Source organism: Massilimicrobiota sp. An142, assembly GCF_002160725.1.
Lineage (GTDB): Bacteria > Bacillota_I > Bacilli_A > Erysipelotrichales > Coprobacillaceae > Allocoprobacillus > Allocoprobacillus merdigallinarum.
The window spans coordinates 188,293-209,802 of sequence record NZ_NFLD01000001.1 but is presented as its reverse complement, the minus strand read 5'-3'; the positions used below and the strand labels follow the sequence as shown (position 1 = coordinate 209,802).

The 21,510-nt window shown below is 31.2% G+C and carries 22 protein-coding genes, 8 tRNA genes, 1 riboswitch and 1 other annotated feature; of the genes, 22 read left to right on the top strand and 8 right to left on the bottom strand.

The window, feature by feature from the left end:
- Positions 1-195: 195 nt before the first annotated feature.
- The 8 genes from B5E87_RS01150 (at position 196) to B5E87_RS01115 (ending at position 1,971) form a co-directional block, all read left to right on the top strand.
- Positions 196-639 carry a PucR family transcriptional regulator gene (locus B5E87_RS01150; protein WP_158095518.1) on the top strand — a complete coding sequence of 148 codons (444 nt, stop codon included), beginning with the start codon at positions 196-198 and terminating at the stop codon, positions 637-639.
- A 104-nt stretch (positions 640-743) separates the two neighbouring features.
- Positions 744-819, top strand: a tRNA-Val gene (locus B5E87_RS01145).
- Between the two features lie 5 nt (positions 820-824).
- Positions 825-900 (top strand) — tRNA-Thr (locus B5E87_RS01140).
- A 5-nt stretch (positions 901-905) separates the two neighbouring features.
- Positions 906-989: transfer RNA gene (locus B5E87_RS01135), tRNA-Tyr, on the top strand.
- A 7-nt stretch (positions 990-996) separates the two neighbouring features.
- A tRNA-Gln gene (locus B5E87_RS01130) sits at positions 997-1,072 on the top strand.
- A gap of 3 nt (positions 1,073-1,075) precedes the next feature.
- Positions 1,076-1,151 (top strand) — tRNA-Lys (locus tag B5E87_RS01125).
- Between the two features lie 7 nt (positions 1,152-1,158).
- Positions 1,159-1,232, top strand: a tRNA-Gly gene (locus B5E87_RS01120).
- 373 nt (positions 1,233-1,605) lie between these two features.
- Positions 1,606-1,971, top strand: a complete 366-nt coding sequence (locus B5E87_RS01115) for a hypothetical protein (protein WP_087243088.1) — start codon at positions 1,606-1,608, stop codon at positions 1,969-1,971.
- 94 nt (positions 1,972-2,065) lie between these two features.
- Here the strand turns inward: B5E87_RS01115 and B5E87_RS01110 are convergent, their stop codons facing one another.
- Positions 2,066-3,346 (bottom strand): glucose-6-phosphate isomerase, encoded by a 1,281-nt coding sequence (locus tag B5E87_RS01110; RefSeq protein ID WP_087243086.1) that lies wholly within the window; start codon positions 3,344-3,346, stop codon positions 2,066-2,068.
- On the bottom strand, positions 3,346-3,720 hold the full coding sequence (locus tag B5E87_RS01105) for a CvfD/Ygs/GSP13 family RNA-binding post-transcriptional regulator (protein WP_087243084.1): 375 nt from the start codon (positions 3,718-3,720) through the stop codon (positions 3,346-3,348). Before B5E87_RS01105 ends, B5E87_RS01110 begins: the two co-directional genes overlap by 1 nt.
- A gap of 128 nt (positions 3,721-3,848) precedes the next feature.
- Here B5E87_RS01105 and B5E87_RS01100 point away from each other — a divergent pair, with 128 nt between their 5' ends.
- The 4 genes from B5E87_RS01100 (at position 3,849) to hpf (ending at position 6,307) form a co-directional block, all read left to right on the top strand.
- Positions 3,849-4,073, top strand: coding sequence for a NifU family protein (locus B5E87_RS01100; protein WP_087243082.1), 225 nt, complete (start codon positions 3,849-3,851; stop codon positions 4,071-4,073).
- 164 nt (positions 4,074-4,237) lie between these two features.
- Complete coding sequence (locus B5E87_RS15365; RefSeq protein ID WP_224759512.1) at positions 4,238-4,360, top strand: flagellar transcriptional regulator FlhC; 123 nt, start codon at positions 4,238-4,240, stop codon at positions 4,358-4,360.
- A gap of 6 nt (positions 4,361-4,366) precedes the next feature.
- Positions 4,367-4,478, top strand: a riboswitch (SAM riboswitch).
- A 54-nt stretch (positions 4,479-4,532) separates the two neighbouring features.
- Positions 4,533-5,675, top strand: coding sequence for a methionine adenosyltransferase (metK, locus tag B5E87_RS01095; protein WP_087243080.1), 1,143 nt, complete (start codon positions 4,533-4,535; stop codon positions 5,673-5,675).
- A 92-nt stretch (positions 5,676-5,767) separates the two neighbouring features.
- Positions 5,768-6,307 carry a ribosome hibernation-promoting factor, HPF/YfiA family gene (gene hpf, locus B5E87_RS01090; RefSeq protein WP_087243078.1) on the top strand — a complete coding sequence of 180 codons (540 nt, stop codon included), beginning with the start codon at positions 5,768-5,770 and terminating at the stop codon, positions 6,305-6,307.
- Positions 6,308-6,314: 7 nt separating this feature from the next.
- Here the strand turns inward: hpf and mnmL are convergent, their stop codons facing one another.
- Positions 6,315-7,259, bottom strand: a complete 945-nt coding sequence (gene mnmL / locus B5E87_RS01085; RefSeq protein WP_087243076.1) for a tRNA modification radical SAM protein MnmL/YtqA — start codon at positions 7,257-7,259, stop codon at positions 6,315-6,317.
- Between the two features lie 39 nt (positions 7,260-7,298).
- Here mnmL and B5E87_RS01080 point away from each other — a divergent pair, with 39 nt between their 5' ends.
- From B5E87_RS01080 to pheT, 4 genes are all read left to right on the top strand, one after another.
- Complete coding sequence (locus tag B5E87_RS01080; protein ID WP_087243074.1) at positions 7,299-9,083, top strand: ABC transporter ATP-binding protein/permease; 1,785 nt, start codon at positions 7,299-7,301, stop codon at positions 9,081-9,083.
- A gap of 1 nt (position 9,084) precedes the next feature.
- Positions 9,085-10,941, top strand: a complete 1,857-nt coding sequence (locus B5E87_RS01075) for an ABC transporter ATP-binding protein/permease (protein ID WP_087243072.1) — start codon at positions 9,085-9,087, stop codon at positions 10,939-10,941.
- A gap of 43 nt (positions 10,942-10,984) precedes the next feature.
- Positions 10,985-11,182: a binding site (T-box leader), on the top strand.
- A 32-nt stretch (positions 11,183-11,214) separates the two neighbouring features.
- Positions 11,215-12,249 carry a phenylalanine--tRNA ligase subunit alpha gene (pheS, locus tag B5E87_RS01070; protein ID WP_087243070.1) on the top strand — a complete coding sequence of 345 codons (1,035 nt, stop codon included), beginning with the start codon at positions 11,215-11,217 and terminating at the stop codon, positions 12,247-12,249.
- A gap of 4 nt (positions 12,250-12,253) precedes the next feature.
- The gene (gene pheT / locus B5E87_RS01065) at positions 12,254-14,644 is read left to right on the top strand and encodes a phenylalanine--tRNA ligase subunit beta (RefSeq protein ID WP_087243068.1); all 2,391 of its coding nucleotides are present in this window, start codon (positions 12,254-12,256) and stop codon (positions 14,642-14,644) included.
- Positions 14,645-14,889: 245 nt separating this feature from the next.
- On the opposite strand, the gene B5E87_RS01060 is transcribed toward pheT, so the two are convergent.
- The 3 genes from B5E87_RS01060 to B5E87_RS01050 are packed head-to-tail and all read right to left on the bottom strand — an operon-like array spanning position 14,890 to position 17,287.
- Positions 14,890-15,345: a threonine/serine exporter family protein gene (locus tag B5E87_RS01060; RefSeq protein WP_087243066.1), complete on the bottom strand. Its 456-nt coding sequence runs from the start codon at positions 15,343-15,345 to the stop codon at positions 14,890-14,892.
- A 1-nt stretch (position 15,346) separates the two neighbouring features.
- The gene (locus tag B5E87_RS01055; RefSeq protein ID WP_087243064.1) at positions 15,347-16,099 is read right to left on the bottom strand and encodes a threonine/serine exporter family protein; all 753 of its coding nucleotides are present in this window, start codon (positions 16,097-16,099) and stop codon (positions 15,347-15,349) included.
- Between the two features lie 36 nt (positions 16,100-16,135).
- Complete coding sequence (locus B5E87_RS01050) at positions 16,136-17,287, bottom strand: nucleotidyltransferase (protein ID WP_087243062.1); 1,152 nt, start codon at positions 17,285-17,287, stop codon at positions 16,136-16,138.
- A gap of 146 nt (positions 17,288-17,433) precedes the next feature.
- Between B5E87_RS01050 and B5E87_RS01045 the strand changes: the two genes are divergently transcribed.
- Entirely contained in the window at positions 17,434-17,955 is a 522-nt protein-coding gene (locus B5E87_RS01045) for a YceD family protein (protein WP_241147102.1), read from the top strand.
- Between the two features lie 12 nt (positions 17,956-17,967).
- Positions 17,968-18,135: a 50S ribosomal protein L32 gene (rpmF, locus tag B5E87_RS01040; protein WP_087243058.1), complete on the top strand. Its 168-nt coding sequence runs from the start codon at positions 17,968-17,970 to the stop codon at positions 18,133-18,135.
- Between the two features lie 86 nt (positions 18,136-18,221).
- Here the strand turns inward: rpmF and B5E87_RS01035 are convergent, their stop codons facing one another.
- Both B5E87_RS01035 and B5E87_RS01030 read right to left on the bottom strand, forming a co-directional pair.
- Positions 18,222-18,746 carry a GNAT family N-acetyltransferase gene (locus tag B5E87_RS01035; RefSeq protein WP_087243056.1) on the bottom strand — a complete coding sequence of 175 codons (525 nt, stop codon included), beginning with the start codon at positions 18,744-18,746 and terminating at the stop codon, positions 18,222-18,224.
- 2 nt (positions 18,747-18,748) lie between these two features.
- Positions 18,749-19,114, bottom strand: coding sequence for a hypothetical protein (locus tag B5E87_RS01030; protein ID WP_087243054.1), 366 nt, complete (start codon positions 19,112-19,114; stop codon positions 18,749-18,751).
- 99 nt (positions 19,115-19,213) lie between these two features.
- On the opposite strand from B5E87_RS01030, the gene B5E87_RS01025 reads away from it, so the two are divergent.
- From B5E87_RS01025 to B5E87_RS01010, 4 genes are all read left to right on the top strand, one after another.
- Positions 19,214-19,289: transfer RNA gene (locus B5E87_RS01025), tRNA-Glu, on the top strand.
- 3 nt (positions 19,290-19,292) lie between these two features.
- Positions 19,293-19,366, top strand: a tRNA-Trp gene (locus tag B5E87_RS01020).
- A gap of 367 nt (positions 19,367-19,733) precedes the next feature.
- Positions 19,734-20,567, top strand: a complete 834-nt coding sequence (locus B5E87_RS01015; RefSeq protein ID WP_087243052.1) for a MurR/RpiR family transcriptional regulator — start codon at positions 19,734-19,736, stop codon at positions 20,565-20,567.
- A 384-nt stretch (positions 20,568-20,951) separates the two neighbouring features.
- On the top strand, positions 20,952-21,461 hold the full coding sequence (locus tag B5E87_RS01010) for a pyridoxamine 5'-phosphate oxidase family protein (RefSeq protein ID WP_087243050.1): 510 nt from the start codon (positions 20,952-20,954) through the stop codon (positions 21,459-21,461).
- The last annotated feature ends 49 nt before the right edge of the window (positions 21,462-21,510 follow it).

Here is a 21,510-nt window from a genome sequence, read left to right as displayed (position 1 = left end):
TCTGAAGAAGAAAAAGATAGACTCAATAAAATGTTTTATGCCGATAAATCAATAAAAAACTAATGATGATACAATGATTATTTCAATTTAATCGGCATAATTATTTTATCGGTATAAGTGCTGATTGTGAATAATTTATCTCAAAAGGTCTTTTATCAACTAGTGGAGTCCATGTATCATCGTGCTAAAAATAGAATGAGAGTATCTGCTTTGCATATTGGAATGGGTACACAATTAAAAGATATCAGAGAATTGAATTTAAGTTATCAACGCGCTTTATCAGCAGTAACATTTGCCAGAATGTTTCAAAAAAATATTATTTGTTTTGATGATATGGGTATTTATCAGATTTTATTTTCTATACAGGATCAAAAAATATTATCTGATATGTATCATCATTTATTAGATACATTGATTCAATATGATCAAAAACATAATAGTGAATTAGAAAAAACATTATATTATTATTTGAAATATGATGGAAGTCCACAAAAAATTGCGAGATCAACATATACGCATCGTAATACTGTTCATTATCGTATTGAAAAAATAAAAACACTTTTAAATTGTGAACTTGCAACTTTTGAAGAAAAATTTCCTTATATGATAGCCTTTTATATTGCTAAAATGATGAAATAGAAGAAAACAGAAAAAATGAGACATGATTTCTGTTTCTTTTTTATTTTCATTTTTTTCTTGACGTGCTTATAGTCGTATGCTATTATAAGAGGGCACTAGAAATTGGAGGTTTAGCTCAGTTGGGAGAGCATCTGCCTTACAAGCAGAGGGTCAGCGGTTCGAGCCCGTTAACCTCCACCATTTATGCCGGCTTAGCTCAATTGGTAGAGCAACTGACTTGTAATCAGTAGGTTGAGGGTTCAAGTCCTTTAGCCGGCACCATATACGGGGAGGTAGCGAAGTGGCTAAACGCGGCTGACTGTAACTCAGTTCCTTTCGGTTCGGTGGTTCGAATCCGCCCCTCCCCACCATTTCTGTTGGGATATAGCCAAGCGGTAAGGCAACAGACTTTGACTCTGTCATTGCGCTGGTTCGAATCCAGCTATCCCAGCCATTTGACCCGCTAGCTCAGTAGGTAGAGCATCTGACTTTTAATCAGAGGGTCAGGCGTTCGAGTCGCCTGCGGGTCACCATTCTTTTGCGGGTGTAGTTCAATGGTAGAACTTCAGCCTTCCAAGCTGACTACGTGGGTTCGATTCCCATCACCCGCTCCAATTGAATGAACACAAACTTTGATGAAATATGAAGATATCAAGCAAAATTATAAAATTCTGTTTGGTATCTTTTTTATTTATAAAAAGTATGGATGTAAAAGACTTAATTGAAAAACAAGTTAATCTATTAAATTTATAGTTTTCTAAAAGAGCACTTCATTTGTATAAAAGTCATATTAATAAATCTTAAGGTATCCTTAATGATTTGAATTGTTTGATTATTGTTATGTTTTTATGCAAAATGAAGTTTTATTTTATGTAATTCTGGAGATGATTGTTATATTTTGATAAAATGATATTAGAAAAGTTATTAAGATGTAAACCAATAGAATTGGAAGTAAAATGATAATTGAAAAGAAAGGTGGGATGGTCAATGTTAAAATCAAAAAAGATAATATGTTTTATAGTTTGTCTATTGGTTTTTATGGTGGTTCTTGTTTTTATAGATCAGAAAACGACTTATATGGTTGCGGTAAATCAAAATAACGTCGAAGTTTCCAATGAAAATATTGTCATAGAGATGAGTTCAGGAACTTCGGTAGGTTATTTTAAGAAGGCTGAGCTAGAAGAAATAGATGATGGTGTTTATAGTATTAAAGCATATTTTTCGTTGTTATCAGGAGAATATTCTGGATATCAATACACAATTGACAACTCAGACAAGCATATTAAAGAGATAAGACAATATCATTTAGATGAACCTGATGAGTATACTGTCATATATCAAAATAATAACTAAGGAGTGATCTATTTATTAATTTTTGTTCTCTTTTCAAAGAGAACATTTTTTATTGTGAAATGATAGGAATAAAAAAAGAAGTGATCGCTCACTTCTATACACCTGGCTTACCAAGTAATTTAAACATATTTTTCTTATAAACTTCAACACCTGGTTGATTGAATGGATTGACACCTAATAAGTATACTGATAAAGCACAAGCTTTTTCAAAGAAGTATACCATGTATCCAAATGAGTATGGAGTTAATTCATCAAGTGTGATTTGAATGTTAGGAACATTTCCAGTATTGACATGGGCATCAATTGTTCCTTCACATGCTTTTTTATTAACATAATCAACAGTTTTTCCTGCAAGATAGTTTAAGTTATCTAAGTTATCAGGATCACTAGGAATTTCTAAATCAGAAATTGGATTTGCAATTTTTAAAATAGTTTCATATAAAACTTTGCTTCCTTCTTGAATAAATTGTCCAAGTGAATGTAAATCAGTTGAGAAAGTTGCACTTGTAGGTAAGATTCCTTTTCCTTCTTTTCCTTCTGATTCACCGAATAATTGTTTCCACCATTCAGCAGTTTGTGCTAACTGTAATTCATAAGTTACAAACATTTCAGCAGGATAACCTTGTTTTGATAACATTTGTCTTGCAACACCATATTGATAAGCGCTATTTTTGTCTAAGTCAGGATTGCTGTATTCTTCTCTTGCATCAGCAGCACCTTTCATCATAGCATCAATATCAATACCGGCCATAGCGATAGGGAATAAACCAACAGCAGTTAAAACAGAATAACGTCCACCAACATCATCAGGGACAACAAATGTTGTATATCCTTCGTTAGTAGCTAAAGTTTTTAATGCTCCTTTTTCTTTATCAGTAGTTGCAACAATTCTCTTTCTTGCAACTTCTTTACCTTTTGTTGATTCTAGTAATTCTTTAAAGATTCTAAATGCAATAGAAGTTTCAGTTGTTGTTCCAGATTTAGAAATAACATTAATTGCGAATTCTTTATCTTTTACATATTCTTTGACTTGAGATAAGTAGTTAGAAGAGAATGTATTTCCAATATAAATAATTTGCACAGAATGAGTAGGGTATAAACCGTTTAAGGCTTCAATGGCAGCTCTTGCACCTAAATAAGAACCACCAATACCACATACTAATAAAACATCAATTTCATCTTTTAACTCATTAACTTTTGCTTTAATAGCTTCAACTTCATCTTTATCATAGTTTACAGGTAAGTCAACCCATCCTAAGAAGTCACTTCCTTGTCCAGTTTTGTTATGGATCATATCATGAATTTGAGCAACTTGTTCTTTGTATGAGTCCATACTTTCAGTTAATTTTGCTTTTGATAAATCAACTTTAATCATCATTCTTCCTCCTTGATTACGCCTAGAGTTATCCACTCAGGCAATTTTTCTTTTAATGGATAAAATCCTAAAGGTGTTTCTTGTATCTTTTCTCTCTGGTTTTTATAAGCTCTTTTGTATTTTCTTTTTGCCATATGAACAGCTTTTAAAGAAAGCTTGGCTTGATGTGTTGTATGATCAATATCAATCACTTTTACACGAATGACTTCGCCAACATGTACAAAATTTTCTACATTTCTAACGAATTTATCAGATATTTCAGAGATATGAATTAAACCAGAAGATTGATCGGGTAAAGATGCAAATGCACCATAAGGTTGAATTCCCGTAATGGTTACATCAATAATATCACCAGTTTTGACACGATGCTCCATTGACAGCCCTCCAATCATACTCATTATAGCATAAAGTCATATTTGTGGAAAGTGAAATCAAAGCATTGGACTTTTATTCTTAAAAAATTGTGGTATAATAAGAAAGATTTATAGAGGAGGCTGAAATCATGGATCAAGAAGCAGAAATTAAAAAAGTGATACATAAATTAAGACCTTATTTACAAAGAGATGGTGGAGACATTGAATTTGTAAAATTTGAAGATGGAATTGTTTATGTACAAATGCATGGTGCCTGTGCTGGATGTATGATGTTGGATGCAACTTTAAAAGATGGTGTCGAACAGATTTTAATTGAAGAAGTTCCAGGAGTTTTAGAAGTTCAGGCTATTTAATAAAAATTGAGAAAAATTTGAGAAAAAAACGACGAAAAATATATTATAATTATATTATGTGATAATATCACTTGATTTATAACAAATATTCTTATATACTTAGAAAGTCTTGTTTTGTAGAATAATGTCTACTTATTACGGTTAAAATAAGATTGGTGATAAGAATGAACAGAAAACAAGAACAATTAAAAATTGCATCAATTCTTTATGACTTAGGATTAGACATGGAATTAATTGAAGCTATGACATCTTTAAGTCATGAGGATTTAAAAAAATTATATCAATAATAAAAGCTCTTATTAAGAACCACGAGATGAGGATCTATGAAGTGGTGGCAACCCTTGTATAAAGAAGGTGCCTTACCTAGCAAGTTAGACTTGAACAATTAGACTTGAACAATAAGAGGAAAGAAGGCTTTCCTCTTGAAAGCTTTTTTTATTGAAAAGTGGGAGGAAAAAAATGAAGAAAATTTTATTTACGTCTGAATCAGTTTCAGAAGGACATTCTGATAAAGTCTGTGATCAAATCAGTGATGCTATTTTGGATGCCTGTTTGGCTGAAGATCCATATTCACGTGTAGCATGTGAATGTTTTACAACAACAAATCTTTTGGTCATTGGTGGTGAAATTACAACACAGGCACAGGTTAATTATGAACAAATTGCCAGAAATGTATTATGTCAAATCGGATATACAAGTGGTGAGATTGGGATTGATGGTCATCATTGTGAAATTAAAAATGTTATAGGTATACAGTCAAGCGATATTGCTTTAGGAACGAATAAAGAAGTTGGAGGAGCAGGCGATCAGGGGATTATGTTTGGCTATGCTTCCAATGAAACAGAAGGATATATGCCTTTACCAATTTCTATTGCGCATCACTTGGTACGTTATGCAACTGAAAAACGCCATAGTGGTGAATTCCAATGGGCTAGACCAGATATGAAATCACAAGTGACGGTTGATTATACAGATGCTTTGCATCCCCGTATTGATACAATTTTAATGTCTATTCAACATGATCCTGATTTTGATGAAAAAGCTTTTAAGGATTATATTCAAAATGTCATTATGCAAGATGTTGTGAAAAAATATGGCATGAATACAGATTATAAAGTTTTGATTAATCCAACAGGACGTTTTGTCATTGGAGGTCCTCATGGCGATACAGGACTAACAGGTCGTAAAATTATTGTTGATACTTATGGTGGTTCTGCAAGACATGGTGGAGGTGCTTTCTCTGGAAAAGATCCTTCTAAAGTTGATCGTAGCGGTGCTTATATGGCAAGATATATGGCTAAAAATATTGTGGCAGCCGGACTTTGTGAACGTATTGAAATTCAATTGTCTTATGCTATTGGGGTCAAAGAGCCAACAAGTGTCTTTGTCGAAACTTATGGAACTGAAAAAGTATCAAAAGATGTTATTTTACAGGCTATTGAAAATGAATTTGATTTGACACCACAAGGTATTATTGATACTTTACAATTGCTTAGACCTATTTATCAAAAAACAGCAGTCTATGGTCATTTTGGTAGGGGAGATATTGATCTTCCATGGGAAAAATTAGATCGAGTAGAAAGTTTAAAAAAATATTTATAAGCTCCTAACGGGGCTTTTTTAATTTTTGAGCGAAATGAGTGTTTTTTATATGACAGAAATGGTATAATAAGATTAACGAAGGAGGAATATTTATGAAAGTCAGTATAAGAGGAAAAAATATTGCACTAACTGAAGGGATTGAAACAAAAATCAATAAAAAGCTCAGCATGTTAGATAAGTATTTCATTGTCAGTGATAATGTTGAAGCAAAAGTTTTGATTCGTACTTATCCAGTTGGTCAAAAAATTGAAGTGACTATTCCAACAGAATATGTATTATTAAGAGCAGAAGTTGTTGATAATGATCTTTATAATGCTATTGATTTAGTTATCGACAAATTAGAAGGACAAATTAGAAAGTATAAAACGAGATTAAGTCGTAAATCTAAAGATAATAAACTCGCATTTAATGTTGCTTCTATTGAACCTTTAGAACATGAGGAAGAAGATGTTATTGTCAAAACAAAATCAATCAGTCCTAAACCAATGGATATGGAAGAAGCGATTATGCAAATGGAATTGATTGGACATTCATTCTTTGTTTATCGTGATGTAGAAACAAATGAAATCAGTGTTGTTTATAAAAGACATAATGGTGGTTACGGACTTATTGAAACTCATGAAGCACAATAAAAAAGCTCTATACAGAGCTTTCTAGAAGATACCCTTGATGGGTATCTTTTTCTTTCATCAATTTATCAATATCATTAAGAATTGTTACTTTTTTGATTGACCATAAAGGTGCGACTAAATCTTGTAATGGTGCATCTCCGGTCAGTCTTTCAATCACAACATGACTAGGGATATACTGCAATTGGTCAACAACTAATGAAATATAGTCTTCACGCGTTAACATAGGAAAAGGTTGTTTTTGATATAAACGATGTAAAGCGGTATTTTTCAGCATATAGAGATTGTGAATTTTAAGTCCTTGGATATCTAATTGACCAACCTGTTTTGCTGTTTCTAACATCATATCATATGTTTCATAGGGTAGACCATTAATGATATGAACACAAACATCTAAGTGACGTTTTCTTAAACGATCAAGTCCTTCTAAAAAAGTCTGATAGTCGTGTCCACGATGAATCAGTTTGGCCGTCTGATCATGGATAGTCTGTAAACCAAGCTCTATGTATAAATCACATTTTTGAGATAATTGATATAGATAATCACAAATTTCATCATCTAAACAGTCAGGACGTGTTGCAATCGCAATGCCAACAACATCTTTCATATCAACAAATGGTTCAAATCTTTCTTTGAGTTGAGCGACAGTACCATATGTATTGCTGTTGGCTTGAAAGTATGCAATAAACTGACAATCAGGCCATTTTTGACGCATTATAGAAGAAATATCATGAAATTGTTTTTGTAAAGAATCTTGGACATTTCCAGCAAAGTCGCCTGAGCCAGAATCTGAGCAGAAAATACAGCCTCCATATCCGCATGTTCCATCTCGGTTAGGACAGGTAAAGCCTGCATTTAAAGATACTTTCGCAACTTTATGATGATATTTATTTTTTAAAAAGTAGTTATATGTATGATAGCGTTTGTTATCTAATGTATAAGGAAATTGATTCATAGCATCACCCGCTAAGATTATAACATAAAGGAGAATAGAATGTTAGAGTTAAAAAATATTTATAAACAATATGAAACAACCCCAATTCTCAATCATATTTCTATTTGTTTTCCAGACACAGGAATGATTGGAATTCAAGGAAAAAGTGGTTGTGGAAAAAGTACACTTTTGTATATTATGGGATTATTGGATGAAGATTATGAGGGAGATATTCTTTTTAATCATGAAAAAATTGAAGATAAAGAAAAGTTTATATGCGAACATATGTCTTTTATGATGCAAAATAAAGATTTTATTTCTTCTTTAACCATTAAAGAAAATATTATTTTGCCTTGCCATATCAGTCATCTTCATTATAGTTCGTCATTGCTTAAAAAAGTCGTGAAACGACTTGGTATACAAGATTTGTTGTCCCGCTATCCTTCGCAATTATCTGGTGGTCAAATGAAAAGAGCATCTCTTGCGAAGGCATTATTAAAACAGTCCGATATTATTTTATGTGATGAACCGACTGGGGCTTTATATCACCATCAGGCTCAAGACGTTATGAAATATTTAAAAATGATTTCTCAAGATGCTTTGGTTATTATTGTTTCGCATGATCCACTGTTATTGCAGACATATTGCGATAGTGTATTGACATTAGAAGATGGTCAATTAAAAGGACATATGAAGCAATCTCAAAAACCAAAAGAAATATCTTTAAAGAAACATCAGCATCATACTTTATGGTTTTATCCTATCAGACAAATAGTCTATCAAAGAAACAAACTCATGTTTCTTTTTTTATTTCAATGGATAGTGATTGTAGCGTTCTTTTTGATTGTAACAGCTATTTTTGGAGCGTTTGAAGCAACGTCTCAAAGTGAGCAACAAGCTGTTTTAAAAAATATCATCAATGTTGAAAACAAAGATGGGATGCCATTTGAAACAATGCTTTCTCATGTAGATATTGCTTATATAGATTATGGTTATCAATTAGAACAGTGTCAGCTTTGGCAGTCACAACAGGAAATTGAAGATACTGCCTTATATTTTTTACCAGTGCAAAACACACATGTTCGTTTATTGAAAGGACGTTTTCCACAGGAAGCTCATGAAATTGTTGTCAGTCAGTCATTTGATCAAAAATATCATCAGCAGTCCATTGTTTTAACATATCAACAAAAAAGTATATCTTTAACAGTTGTGGGCGTTCTTCAAAAAGATTTTTTCAGTCAAAATGAAATTTATCTCAATCATACATTGAAACAAGAAATGCCAGAGTTGATGAATAATCGTGAATTGATTGTAGAAAGTCAATTCAATAAAAATGAAAGTTTATATCAAGCATTATCTAAAGACTATATTGTTTATAGTGAAATTCAAGAAAGAGTATCAAGTTATCAATCTTTATTGTCTTTAGCACAAATTGTAGCAATGATTTTCATTGGAATGAGTTTGTTGATATCACTGATATTAATTGGAATCGTAGAATCCATTATTTATTTTGAAAGAAAACATGATATTGCATATTTATTATCACTAGGTATTTCATCTTTCAGACTGTTTATATTATCTCTTTTTGAGGCGATGCAATTGGGGTTGATGATTGCTGGTGGAGGTTGTTTGCTGGCGATGGTTATATATGAATATATCAATCATGTTGTGAATATTTCACAATATGTTTCTTTTTCATTGTTGTTAAAGCCTATCTTTTATTCACGTTATGATTTATATGTGATTATTTTTATGATTTATCTTGTGATGAGTGTTTTATCTGTTTTGCATCCTGTTAGAAAAATGATGAAAATGACGAAGATTGATGTTTTAAGGGAGGAATAATATGCTTGAAGTTCAACATATTTCAAAAAGATATCACTATCAAAAAGTTTTGGATGACATATGTATGTGTTTTCCAACTTCAGGCATTGTTGCGATTGTGGGTCCTAGCGGTTGTGGAAAAACAACCTTATTACATATTCTAGGAGGCATTGATACTGATTTTCAAGGTGATATTTTATGGGAAAACAAGAGTGTTAAGCATCATTTGACACGTTATCGACGACATCATGTCAGTTTTATCTTTCAACAGTTTCATCTGATTATGTGGCTATCTGTAAAACAAAATATAAGTTTACCACGTTTTTTTCATAAACAGGAAAAAGCATCATTATCACTGGCTTTAGAAACATTAAAAAATCAGTCTTTGCATTCACTTTCACTTGGACAAAGACAGCGTTTGGCATATTTAAGAAGTCACTATCACCGTAGTGATATTCTTTTATGTGATGAACCTACCGGATCACTTGATCCCCAATATGCACAAGCTGTGATGGAATTATTAAAAGAAGAATCTCAACATCGTTTAGTTATTTTGGTATCTCATGATGAAAAGCTGGTAAGCCAATATAGTGATGAAGTTTATAAAATGCAGGACGGACAGATTATTGAGCATATATGCTTTCATGAAACAGAAAAAATTGAACGTTTTCCAACTGTGCAAAAGAAGTATTTCTTATGCCATATGCGCCTTGCGTTTGCATCATTATGTTCACATAAGGCACGTTCATTTCAATTGATGATAGGTTTACTATTATCATTATTAAGCATTGTTTTAGCATTAACACTCACTCGTCATCTTGAAGGGCAGTTTCATCAATATATTTACTCACTTGTTCCTGCATCAGGAATCAGTTTTCAATCACGTTATCAGCAATCTCTGTCTTTAGATTTATTAGATCAGATAAAAAATCAACCTGGAATTATGAAAAGTGAGATGTTTTTAGATGATTATGAATGTTTAGGAATTGGTTTTCAATCTGAAAGATATGAACAATCTCAGACTTTATTTATTGGAGATGATACTTCTCCTTATACATATCTGTCATTAAAATACGGAAATTATCCACAGGCACATCATGAAATTTTATTATCTCTTTCAACAGCTAGACATCTTTGTGGACAGCAGGATGTCGCTTCTTTGATTGGGCAGAATGTTTATGCCTGGTATCAACATGATTGGGAAGTGAAAGGTATTTGTTATAAAATTGTTGGTATTACGAATCAAACCACCGCTTTAGATACACTCTATCAGATGGATCATGCTTACATTTATTTATTGAAAGATATTTATCAATATGAGCTTGAACAGGTGTCATCACATTTAGGAATTGTTTATGTACATCCTGACTATCATAGAGATCATGTTATGAAACAGTTGAAAAAACAATTTCCAGATTATGAATTTTTAGCGATAGGAGAATCGACAACTCAAAATGTATCACAAGTTTTAAATCAAGCGAATATCATCTTGCTGTTTTTTTCTCTTTTGGCTATTTTATCTTCTTTATTTTTGATTGGTGAAGTTATGTTTTTAAATGTGATACAAAAGAAAAAAGATTTAGCTATCATGAAATGTTTTGGAGCCAGTTCTTTAGATATTATTAAAATTGTGCTTTATGAGTCTTTCCAAATTCTTATATTAACACAGTCTATATGCATGATTTTGTATTATCAATTGATTCATATGATGAATATCTTTTTACAGAATATGTTTGAAAGTGAATTGTTTTCTATACAGGTAGATATAAATATTATTGCTTTTGTTTTTATTGTTAGTGACTTACTTGTTTTGATAAGTCAGTTACCACCATTGTTGTATATTTTAAAAATGAACACTGTTCAGGCATTAAAAGAGTAAAGAAAAACTTGTTTTTATATAAAAAGTTAGTTATAATAGTAGCGTTAATACGATGAAGAGGACAAGTAGATAAAGAATTTGTATCAGAGAGGAAAACGGTGGCTGAAAGTTTTCTTACAATGCATTTATTGAATTCACCTTGGAGTGCGACTAATCATCGCCGCGAAGCAGCGTTATTGCAGTAAAGGTGCATAACATTTGTTATGAATTAGGATGGTACCGCGATACAATCGTTCCTATGTGGAACGATTTTTTTATTTGAAGGAGGATATTATGGACGAATTATTAAAGATTAAAGAAGAAGCTTTATTGAAGATTCATGATTGTTCATCATTAAAAGATTTAAATGATTTAAGGGTTTTCTATCTAGGGAAAAAAGGCCCAATGCAATCTGCAATGAAGTCAATGAAAGATATGTCTAAAGAACAACGTGCGTCTTTTGGACAAGTATCAAATAAAGTTAAACAAGAGATAACACAAGCTATTGAGGAAAAGAGAAAAGTATTAGAAGAAGCTGAAATGCTTAAGAAAATTCAAAATGAAAAAATTGATATTAGTTTACCTGGTAGTCAATTGCCACTTGGAACAATTCATCCTTTAACAATGATTAGAGAAGAATTAGAAGATTTATTTATTGGAATGGGATATAGTATCGCAGAAGGTCCTGAAGTTGAAAGCGATCATTTTAATTTTGAGCTTATGAATTTACCAAAGGATCACCCTGCAAGAGATATGCAAGATACTTTCTATATTGATGAAAATACTTTATTAAGAACACATACATCACCAGTTCAGGCACATGTTATGTTAGCGGCTAATGGAAGAGGACCAATCAAAGTTATTTGTCCAGGAAAAACATATCGCCGTGATGATGATGATGCAACACATTCGCATCAGTTCAGTCAATGTGAAGGATTGGTTATTGATAAAAATATTACTATGGCTGATTTAAAAGGAACATTGGAATTATTTGCGAAAAAGATGTTTGGTGAAAAACGTGAAATTCGTTTAAGACCTTCATATTTCCCATTTACAGAACCAAGTGTTGAAGTTGATATTTCATGCTATAACTGTAATGGAAAAGGATGTTCAATGTGTAAAAATACAGGTTGGATTGAAATTTTAGGTGCTGGTATGGTGAATCCTAAAGTTTTAGAAATGTGTGGATTTGATAGCCAGGTTTATCAGGGATTTGCATTTGGTATTGGCTTAGAACGTGTGGCTATGTTGAAATATGGTATTGATAATATTAGAGATTTTTATAGTGGTGATTTAAGATTCTTAAATCAATTTGTAAGAAAGGATTAGACATATGGAAGCAAGTTTAAAATTATTAAATCAATATGTAAAAGTTGATGATTTTTCAGCTCAGGAAATTGCTGATCAATTGACATCTATAGGTCATGAAGTTGAAGGAATGCATGTCTTTGCAAGAGGTGATAAACTTGTTGTTGGATATGTAAAAGAAAAGGTTCCTCATCCTGATAGTGACCATTTAAATATTTGTCAAGTAGAAGTAGGAAATGGAGTGACGCAACAGATTGTTTGTGGAGCTCCTAATGTTGCTGCTGGGCAAAAAGTGATTGTGGCATTGCCAGGATGTGATTTAGGTGATGGGTTTAAAATTAAAGAAGCCAAAATACGTGGTATAGAATCAAATGGTATGATTTGTTCTATTGCTGAACTTGGAATTGATCAAAGATTATTACGTGAACAAGATAAAGCAGGAATTCATGTTTTAGATGCTGATGCTCCAGTTGGTGAAGAGGCTTTAAAATATATGGGGTATGATGATACTGTTTTAGATATTGGTTTAACACCAAATCGTGCTGATTGTATGGCAATGATTGCTTTGGCTTATGAAGTCGGAGCATTGTTAAAAAGAGATGTTCATGTTCCAGAAATGAAAATTTTAAATGAATTAGAAAGCGATATTGAAATTGATGTACAAACAGATTTATGTCCATGTTTTGGGGCTAAATTAGTCAAAGGGGTGACAACAAAGGAGTCACCTGAATGGTTAAGAACATTTTTAATGGCAAGTGGTATTAAGCCAATTAATAATATTGTAGATATTTCTAACTTTGTGATGTTAGAAACAGGACAACCTATTCATATGTATGATTATGATAAGTTAAAAGAAAAACGTTTTGTTATTAAGACTGGATTCCATCAAAAAGCAACATTATTAGATGGTAAAGAATATGAAATCTTACCTGAAGATATTATTGTTTCTACTGATCAGGGAATTGGATGTGTTGCTGGTGTTATGGGTGGAGATGACACAAAGATTGATGAAAATACAGTGAATATTGTCATTGAAGCTGCAACATTCCATGGAGCTACATTAAGAAATACAGCCCGTCGTTTAAATTTATTAACAGATGCTTCACAACACTATATCAAAGGAGCTATTGATACAGCAAATACACCTCGTGTTTTAAATCGTTGTGCTGCTTTACTTGAAGAATTGGCTGATGCTAAAGAAATTTATCAAACAGTCATGACTGATTATGAAATGGCAGAAAAAGTGATTACATTGACAACATCACGTGTCAATGGATTACTAGGAACAACAATTTCAACTGAGGATATTGAAGATATATTAACAAGATTACATTTTACATATACATTAGATAATGAAACATTTACTGTCCATGTTCCATCATATCGTAATGATATGTCAATGGATGCGGATGTCATTGAAGAAATTGCAAGAATGTATGGTTATGATCATATTCCATCTACATTACCATTAATGGAAATGACAAAAGGGGCTTTAACACCTGTTCAAAGTCATACAAAAGCAATAAGACATTTATTAACAGATTTAGGATTACATGAAGTTATAACATATACGTTGACTTCACCATCTATGGTGGATGATTTTAATCTTTTCCATAAAGATGATCATATTGCTTTAATGTTGCCAATCGGTGAAGAAAGAAGTGTAACAAGAAAATCATTAATTCCATCTTTATTACAGGCAATCAATTATAATACAGCTCATTCTCAAAAAGATGTTATGATTTATGAAATTTCTAATACTTATTCTCAAGGTCATGAAATTCAAAATTTAGCTATTGCATGCACAGGTATGTATCATGATGTGACATGGCAACAAATTCAACAAAAAGCTGATTTCTATTTAGTTAAGGGATTTGTGGAAACAATTATAAAGAAATTAGGAATTAAAGAATCACGTTATACATTAAAACGTGTTGAAGAAGATAATCAAAACTTCCATCCTGGAAGAAGTGGATATTTAATGATGGGTAATGACATTGTTGGTGTTATTGGTGAAATTCATCCTCGCCTTGCGAAAAAATACGATGTCAAAGATGTTTATGTTGCAGAATTAAATCTATCTGTTTTATTAAATTTAAAGAAACCAGCAATTAAATTTACAGATATTCCACAATATCCTTCAGTAACAAGAGATATTGCTTTGGTTATGGATCAAGATATTCCTGTTCATGATGTTGTACGCTCTATTTGTAAAGCTGGTCAACGTTTCATTGTTGATACAAAGATTTTTGATATTTATGAAGGGGAACGTATTGAAAGTGGTAAAAAGTCTGTTGCTATTGCGTTAACATTCCAGGATGCTTCAAAAACATTGGATGATGCAACAATTAATGCAACTATGGAACAAATTTTAAATGTTGTTTCTAAAGAATATGGAGCACATTTAAGAGTTTAAATGCAATGCTTTGAGTTCTCTTTATGCGGTTTATACTGTTATTTGAAGAACGGATTGAAAACGAACTGATGAAGGCTTACTTTAGAAGTTAAAGGTTTTCAAACTACCATGATTGATTATAAATGGAGATGATTTTGTTCATCTCCTTTTTTTTATTATATAATGATATGATTTTATGAGAGTATATAAAATAAAAAGTCATAATACATAGATGCTCATCATCTTAGCATTATAACTTCTTTTATTTATCCCATATCAATAAAATTCTTTGTTTTGATTCTTTTATAAACTTGAAATGCTGTAGAGGAAATTAAAATAGCTAAAGCTAGTGAAAGACTGGTTCCTAAAGTGGATAAAAAGCTTTTCATAAAAAGGTCATTCATCCCTTGTACAGCATACAGCATTGTATAGTAAATACCACTACCAGGAACTAATGGAAAGCAACCGATAACAATAAAAATGGTAGCAGGGGCTTTGAAAAACCTAGCAAAACATTCAGCAAGCAATGATACGCAAAGCATTGCAATAAAACTTTGTAGGAAAATATTGTTGAGTGAAGCAGTTGCTAAATAAATAAACCATCCTAGCGCACCAATAAGAGATCCTGTTAAAGAAAATCGAATATTTTTCTGTATTCTAAATATAAAAGTAAAACCAAAGCAGCCTATAAAAGCTGATAAACACTGTATAAACCCTTTCATTTTAAACTCCTTGTAAAATCATCATCATAATCCCTACACCAATAGCAATGCTGGCAGCTATTAAAATAGCTTCAATCATACGAGATAATCCAGAAACAAAGTCACCACCAATAATATCCCTTAGACTATTTGTAATAGCAATACCAGGAACAAGAATCATTAAAGTTCCTGTAATCACTGCCTGTTGATTAGTAATGAAATTTATTTTTTGTGCAATAATAGCAATACTGGCTAAAACCATACTTGCTAGAATTGTACGAACAATTCCATTAACATCAAGCTTTTCTAAAAGATATATAAAGTAGTATAAAATAAACCCAATAAAAGCAGAAACAATCATTTCATTGATATGTCCACCAAAAAATGCACAGAACATGGCTGCAGATACAATATAACCAATAAGTATGAGACGATAATTCAATCTTTCGGATTCAATTATCTCAATTTGATTTTTGATTTCATCTAGAGATAATTCTTGATTACTGATTTGTCTGACTAAGCAATTGAGTTCATATAAATGATCCAGATGAGTATGATTACTACGTGATCGCCTGGATGATTGATAGGGTGTTCCATCATGCAAAGTTAATGATAAAGTAAAATATGATGGGATTGCGAAAACTTCAATATCAGTAAAGCCAAATCCTTCACACATTCTTTTTAAAGATTCTTCTACACGGTATATTTCTGCACCATGTTTTAATAACAATTGTCCAATTTTATTGATTTGTTGTAAAATGTCTAAATCGTTCATTTTTTCACCCCACAGATAATTGTTATATCATAAACCTCATGATTGAATCAATGGAATATGTGAAAATTCTTCTTGAATAAGTGCTTGTGGGTGAGAAGATAAAAGTGAAAGTAAACGTGTTGCTTTCAGTTCTATTTCTAAAGCAGGGTGATGATATTTTGGCAGGTTGGTAATTAAAGAATAAGGACATGTTTTTTTAATAGTAGATAAATATTGTCTTCCCTTTTGATTCATAGCTAAGACTCTTAAATAATCGACATGCATGGCATTATGAATATCATTTTTTGTGTTCTTCATTAAAATATGAATAAGCATACGCGAAATACGTGGACGTGTATAACGTTTAGAGGATAACTGATTGATGAATTCTTCCATTGATGAACAGGATTGGATATGTTTATATAATAAATTTTCTAAACCTTCATCGACCATATGATAGCTTTTTAGTTCCTGTAAACTGGATGTACAAATTTGATATTGTAAATATGGAAAAAAATCTTCAAGTTGAAAAAGATCACAATGATGATAAAGATCGGCATGAGGCAAGGAATGAGAAAAATCTTGCTTATTTCTTATAGCATTTCTAATAGCTGATGCACTGGCAATGGTTTGAAGATTTAATCCATGATAAGCATTTGTTCTTGGAAAACAATGAGGAGTTATAGGATATTGATGGAAAATAATTTCTTTGACATAACTGAGTCCTAATAAATCATTGGGTGTTTTAATTTCTTTATTCATAATGTATTGAAGTGCCTGATTGCAGGCATCAGCATAGCGTAATCCTTTTTTCATAGCTTTTTGAACATATTCATTATAGACATCTTGATGTTGAAAAATGGCTTGAGCAATATCAACAAAAGTTGAAATACGACCATCTTCACTACCAAAACATATATCAGTGACCCCTATAGCAGCTAATAAATCTATAGCTCCTTTTGCAAAATAGTCAGCACTTTGACAAGTATAAACAAAAGGCAATTCAATCACTAAATCTACACCAAATTCGATTGCTAACTGACTGCGTTTCCATTTATCAATAATAGCTGGTTCACCTCTTTGTACAAATGATGACGACATAATCGCAATTGTATAATCAAATTGTGCCAGAGACTTTGCTTTTTGGATATGATAAATGTGTCCATTATGAAAAGGATTATATTCAACAATTAATCCTAATATTCTCATGGCTTTCACCTCCAAGGGATAGTTTAACATAGTTTAGGAAATAAACATAGTTTTACTTGAAAAGAGTGGAAATATTCAATGAAATATTTAAATTTAGATTGACATATTTCTTACTTTTATATATAATGGGCTATGCGATGTAAAGGGTGATTTTTTTGAAATGGAATTTACAATGGATTATTAAACAAAAAGATGGTTGTTTTCATTTCGATGAAAAATTAAGTTTTCCATCAGAAATGTTCCATAATTTATCCCAAATTAATGGTTTAAAGGATGTTCATGTTCAAGGACAGGGACGTTTAGACACAAAAAATCATCAATTATACGTTGATTTCCAAATAGATGGAGAAATGATTTTACCATGTGCCATATCATTGGAAGATGTGGATTATCTTTTCCATATTGAATCAAATGTTATTTTTGCTTTTTATAAACCACAAGATGATGAAGAGGTTATAGAAGTTAAGAAAAACATTGTTGATTTAACACCTGTCATTTTCCAGGAGATTATGCTGGAAGTTCCAATGAGAGTTGTTAAGGAAGGTGCTTCTTTAAAGACTCAAGGTCATGGCTGGAAAGTATTAAGTGAAGAGGATGAAAAACATGATGAGGATTATATTGATCCTCGTTTAGCGAAGCTTAAAGATTATTTTAAGGATAAGGAATAAGGAGGTGTACCTATGGCAGTACCACAAAGAAGAGTTTCAAAAACAAGAAGAAACAAAAGAAGAACACATGACAAGTTAACAGTACCAAGTGTCGTTGTTTGCCCAGAATGTGGAGAATATAAATTATCTCATAGAGTATGCAAACATTGCGGAACTTACAACGGACAAAAAGTGTTATAAAAACTGCCCCTTATTTCAAGGGCTTTTTTTATGAATAAATGAAAATAAGAGAATAGCGATTTAGCTGTTCTCTTATTTTTTGAAAATTATTTTCGTTGATGAATAAAATTTTGAGGTAACAGTTCATAAAAAATAGCTGAATGCATTTCTCCTTGAGGATCTTTCCAATAATTATATTGAATATCATATTTTTGAAAACCTATTTTTTCATAAACATGTTGCGCACGAAGATTATTCAAATCTGTACTTAAAACTATTTTGGGTACACCTTTTTGAAAGAGTTCATGAATGAATAATGTGAGTATGGTATGACCTAAACCTTGATTTTGCATATTTATTTCACATATTTTAATACCAATTTCAACTGCGTCATGACAAGGAAAAAAGCACATCTCCCCAATGGGGCAATCTTTATATTCGATAATAAGACGATGCTTATGATTTTTTATTTCTTCTTGGAGCTGGTGCTTAACTTTTTGAACGGTCGTATTGATACCTTCTGGAAATCCAGCATGAGCCATTATTTTTCCGTCATTCCACCATTTTGTAAGAATTGTTGCATCATTTTCTTTTGCATCACGAATGAGTATATTTTTATAAAGAATTTTCATTATTATCTTTTTCTTCTACGATTTTTTCTTGTCGCTTGAAATCCTTCTTCTCTTTCTCTATAATTTAAAAAACTTCCTAGATCATAAACATCATAATCTTTCTTTAATAGTTTTTTACAGGCTTTTTCACTGAGTGCCTTGTTAATGGCATATAAATAATATTTCATGTTTTTATTAGGATATGATTCTTCAAATCTATCTAATAAACGAAAAGGAAAACATTCTGCATCAGCAATATGTAATTCATCATAGTCTTTTAATTCATCTAAACATATAATTGTGATTTTATCAGGATTTTTTTCATATTGACGAAATCCTTCATTAATATCTATTTTCTTAATTTCTACTTTTTTTCCAAAACCAAACATTTTATTTCCTCCAATACTTATCTATAATATCACTATTTCTTTATTTTTTCTATTGCTTTTCTATATTTTATATGTTATTATTACAAAGCAAAATCAATTGGCCTGTTGGAGAAACGGTTAACTCACATGCCTTTCACGCATGCATTCACGGGTTCGAATCCCGTACAGGTCACCATATAGGGGCGTGGTTCAATGGTAGAGCATCGGTCTCCAAAACCGTGGACGCGGGTTCGATTCCTGCCGCCCCTGCCATCAGTAAGTTAGAGCGATTGATCGCTCTTTTTTCTTATTCAAATATATTATTTACGACAAAAGTCATCTCATTGAGATAAATAGTAATTGGGTGGCTTTTTATTCAATGAAATCTATATATGATTAATGTAAAAAATATTTGATAATTTTGTTATTATTTATAGAGATTTCATCTTTTTAATTGACTTGCAATATCATTTCTCAAATAGAAGTATTTACTTTAACAGGAAATAAACGAGAAATTAAAAAGTATGGTATAATATTTTTATAAAATATAGAAATAGTTATTTTCATGAAATAATCAATGTATCATAAACATGAGTTTTATAAACAATAAATTGAAAATAGAAGAGGAAAGTGATGCTTTATGAGTCTGATTTTAGAAAAAATAGCACAAGATTATAAATTGAATGATAATGATTTATATTTAGCTCAATATATTATTGATCATAGTGATGAAGTGATTCATCTGTCTACGCATCAACTTGCTAAAAATACATACACCAGTGCAACAGCTGTTGTAAGATTCGTAAAAAAACTTGGTTTTGTAAGTTATAATGATTTTAAAATTCATATTCATTCTTTTTTAAATCAATATTATTTGAAAGATATGGAAATTTTATCTCATGAAAGCTTATTTTCAATTAAGGAGAAGTTGTCTGAAATTGAAGTGGGTATTATGAATCAGACAAAGCATATGCTTTCAGTAGATACTTTAAAAGAAGTTATGTTCCATATTTCGCAGAATCAATATATTGATATTATTGCTAATGATACAAATGCCTGCATTGGTGAATATGCTAGTCATTTATTGTTGAGTACAGGAAAAATAACAACGGTTTACCAAAACAGGGATAAACAGTTATGGCTGAGTTTGAATGTGGATTCTCATCATACAGTCATTATGATAAGTAAAAATGGCAAAAATGAACATCTTTTAAATATTGCTGATATTTTGATCAAAAGAAAAATTCCTTTTATTATCATTACAAGTCATAAAGAAAATCCTCTTTCAAAAAAGCAGGCTATTTTGTTACATGGTATGATTCATGATGAATTTGAAAGCTTAAAGGATATGGTCTTTTATATTTCTTTAAAGTATATTTTTGATCTGATATACAGTATTATCATTTCAGACAATTTACAACAAGCTAAAGAAGTGGATCAGCTTTATGGGTCGCTATTTGATAAGAAGGTGTAATCAAACAGATTATAAGCAGCTCTGACTGCTTTTTTTGTTACAATGTAACATTTTTAAAAGGATTTGATTATCAATTTTGTAGCAATATTCCATAATCATTTCTGTGTATTGTATAATTATAAAAACAATGTATGATAAATATGTCAACAGTTTTATGAAAAGGAGAAATTATACATGGTTTTAAGAAAGAATTTTTATGGGGTGGGACCTTAGATGCATATCAGTTTAAATATGTTATTGTGGAAACGTCAAAAGGGTTAAGTATTGCTGATGTAATGATGGTTAAAGCATAGAGTGTATCCTGAGAAACTATTATTTAGATTATGTAGAAATTGAGTTTTATTATCGCTGTAAAGAAGTTATTAAGTCAAATGGAGAAGTATTATGAGAAGAAAAGATCGAGAAATAACAGATTTTAATGAAATCATGAATATTATCAATAAGTGTGATGTGTGTCGTTTGGCATTATTTGATGAAGATTATCCTTATATCGTCCCATTGAATTTTGGTGTAGATAAAGAAGATGATCAATTGTATTTGTATTTTCATTGTGCTAATCAAGGAAAAAAATTAGACTTGATTAAACAAAACAATAAGGTTACTTTTGAAATGGATTGTGAACATAATATTATTCTTTATGATGAAAGAATGTCATGTACAATGGGATATGCAAGTGTAATTGGTCATGGAGAAATTGAATTCGTAGAAGATGAGGATAAATTTGAAGCATTAAAAATATTAATGAAACATTATCATAATGAAGAATTTCAATTTAATACAAATCTTATGAAAGCGACAACAGTCTTTAGATTGAAAGTTTTAGATATGGTAGGAAAAAGAAGAAATAATATTCATCCTGAAGAAAAGACAAAAAGACATATCTCGTTAGAATAAAAGTCTTGATATATGAAATCAAAAATAAAAACATCCTCATATTTTTTTG

Bases quoted from the DNA above. Each gene is read 5' to 3' on its own strand.
- B5E87_RS01080 (WP_087243074.1), top strand. From the start codon at position 7,299: ATGTTAGAGTTAAAAAATATTTATAAACAATATGAAACAACCCCAATT.
- B5E87_RS01115 (WP_087243088.1), top strand. From the start codon at position 1,606: ATGTTAAAATCAAAAAAGATAATATGTTTTATAGTTTGTCTATTGGTT.
- B5E87_RS01050 (WP_087243062.1), bottom strand. From the start codon at position 17,287: ATGAGAATATTAGGATTAATTGTTGAATATAATCCTTTTCATAATGGA.
- pheS (WP_087243070.1), top strand. From the start codon at position 11,215: ATGGACGAATTATTAAAGATTAAAGAAGAAGCTTTATTGAAGATTCAT.
- B5E87_RS01150 (WP_158095518.1), top strand. From the start codon at position 196: ATGAGAGTATCTGCTTTGCATATTGGAATGGGTACACAATTAAAAGAT.
- B5E87_RS01110 (WP_087243086.1), bottom strand. From the start codon at position 3,346: ATGATTAAAGTTGATTTATCAAAAGCAAAATTAACTGAAAGTATGGAC.
- B5E87_RS01105 (WP_087243084.1), bottom strand. From the start codon at position 3,720: ATGGAGCATCGTGTCAAAACTGGTGATATTATTGATGTAACCATTACG.
- B5E87_RS01030 (WP_087243054.1), bottom strand. From the start codon at position 19,114: ATGTTTGGTTTTGGAAAAAAAGTAGAAATTAAGAAAATAGATATTAAT.
- metK (WP_087243080.1), top strand. From the start codon at position 4,533: ATGAAGAAAATTTTATTTACGTCTGAATCAGTTTCAGAAGGACATTCT.
- mnmL (WP_087243076.1), bottom strand. From the start codon at position 7,259: ATGAATCAATTTCCTTATACATTAGATAACAAACGCTATCATACATAT.
- B5E87_RS01100 (WP_087243082.1), top strand. From the start codon at position 3,849: ATGGATCAAGAAGCAGAAATTAAAAAAGTGATACATAAATTAAGACCT.
- B5E87_RS01060 (WP_087243066.1), bottom strand. From the start codon at position 15,345: ATGAAAGGGTTTATACAGTGTTTATCAGCTTTTATAGGCTGCTTTGGT.
- B5E87_RS15365 (WP_224759512.1), top strand. From the start codon at position 4,238: ATGAACAGAAAACAAGAACAATTAAAAATTGCATCAATTCTTTATGAC.
- hpf (WP_087243078.1), top strand. From the start codon at position 5,768: ATGAAAGTCAGTATAAGAGGAAAAAATATTGCACTAACTGAAGGGATT.
- B5E87_RS01035 (WP_087243056.1), bottom strand. From the start codon at position 18,746: ATGAAAATTCTTTATAAAAATATACTCATTCGTGATGCAAAAGAAAAT.
- rpmF (WP_087243058.1), top strand. From the start codon at position 17,968: ATGGCAGTACCACAAAGAAGAGTTTCAAAAACAAGAAGAAACAAAAGA.
- B5E87_RS01055 (WP_087243064.1), bottom strand. From the start codon at position 16,099: ATGAACGATTTAGACATTTTACAACAAATCAATAAAATTGGACAATTG.
- B5E87_RS01010 (WP_087243050.1), top strand. From the start codon at position 20,952: ATGAGAAGAAAAGATCGAGAAATAACAGATTTTAATGAAATCATGAAT.
- pheT (WP_087243068.1), top strand. From the start codon at position 12,254: ATGGAAGCAAGTTTAAAATTATTAAATCAATATGTAAAAGTTGATGAT.
- B5E87_RS01075 (WP_087243072.1), top strand. From the start codon at position 9,085: ATGCTTGAAGTTCAACATATTTCAAAAAGATATCACTATCAAAAAGTT.
- B5E87_RS01015 (WP_087243052.1), top strand. From the start codon at position 19,734: ATGAGTCTGATTTTAGAAAAAATAGCACAAGATTATAAATTGAATGAT.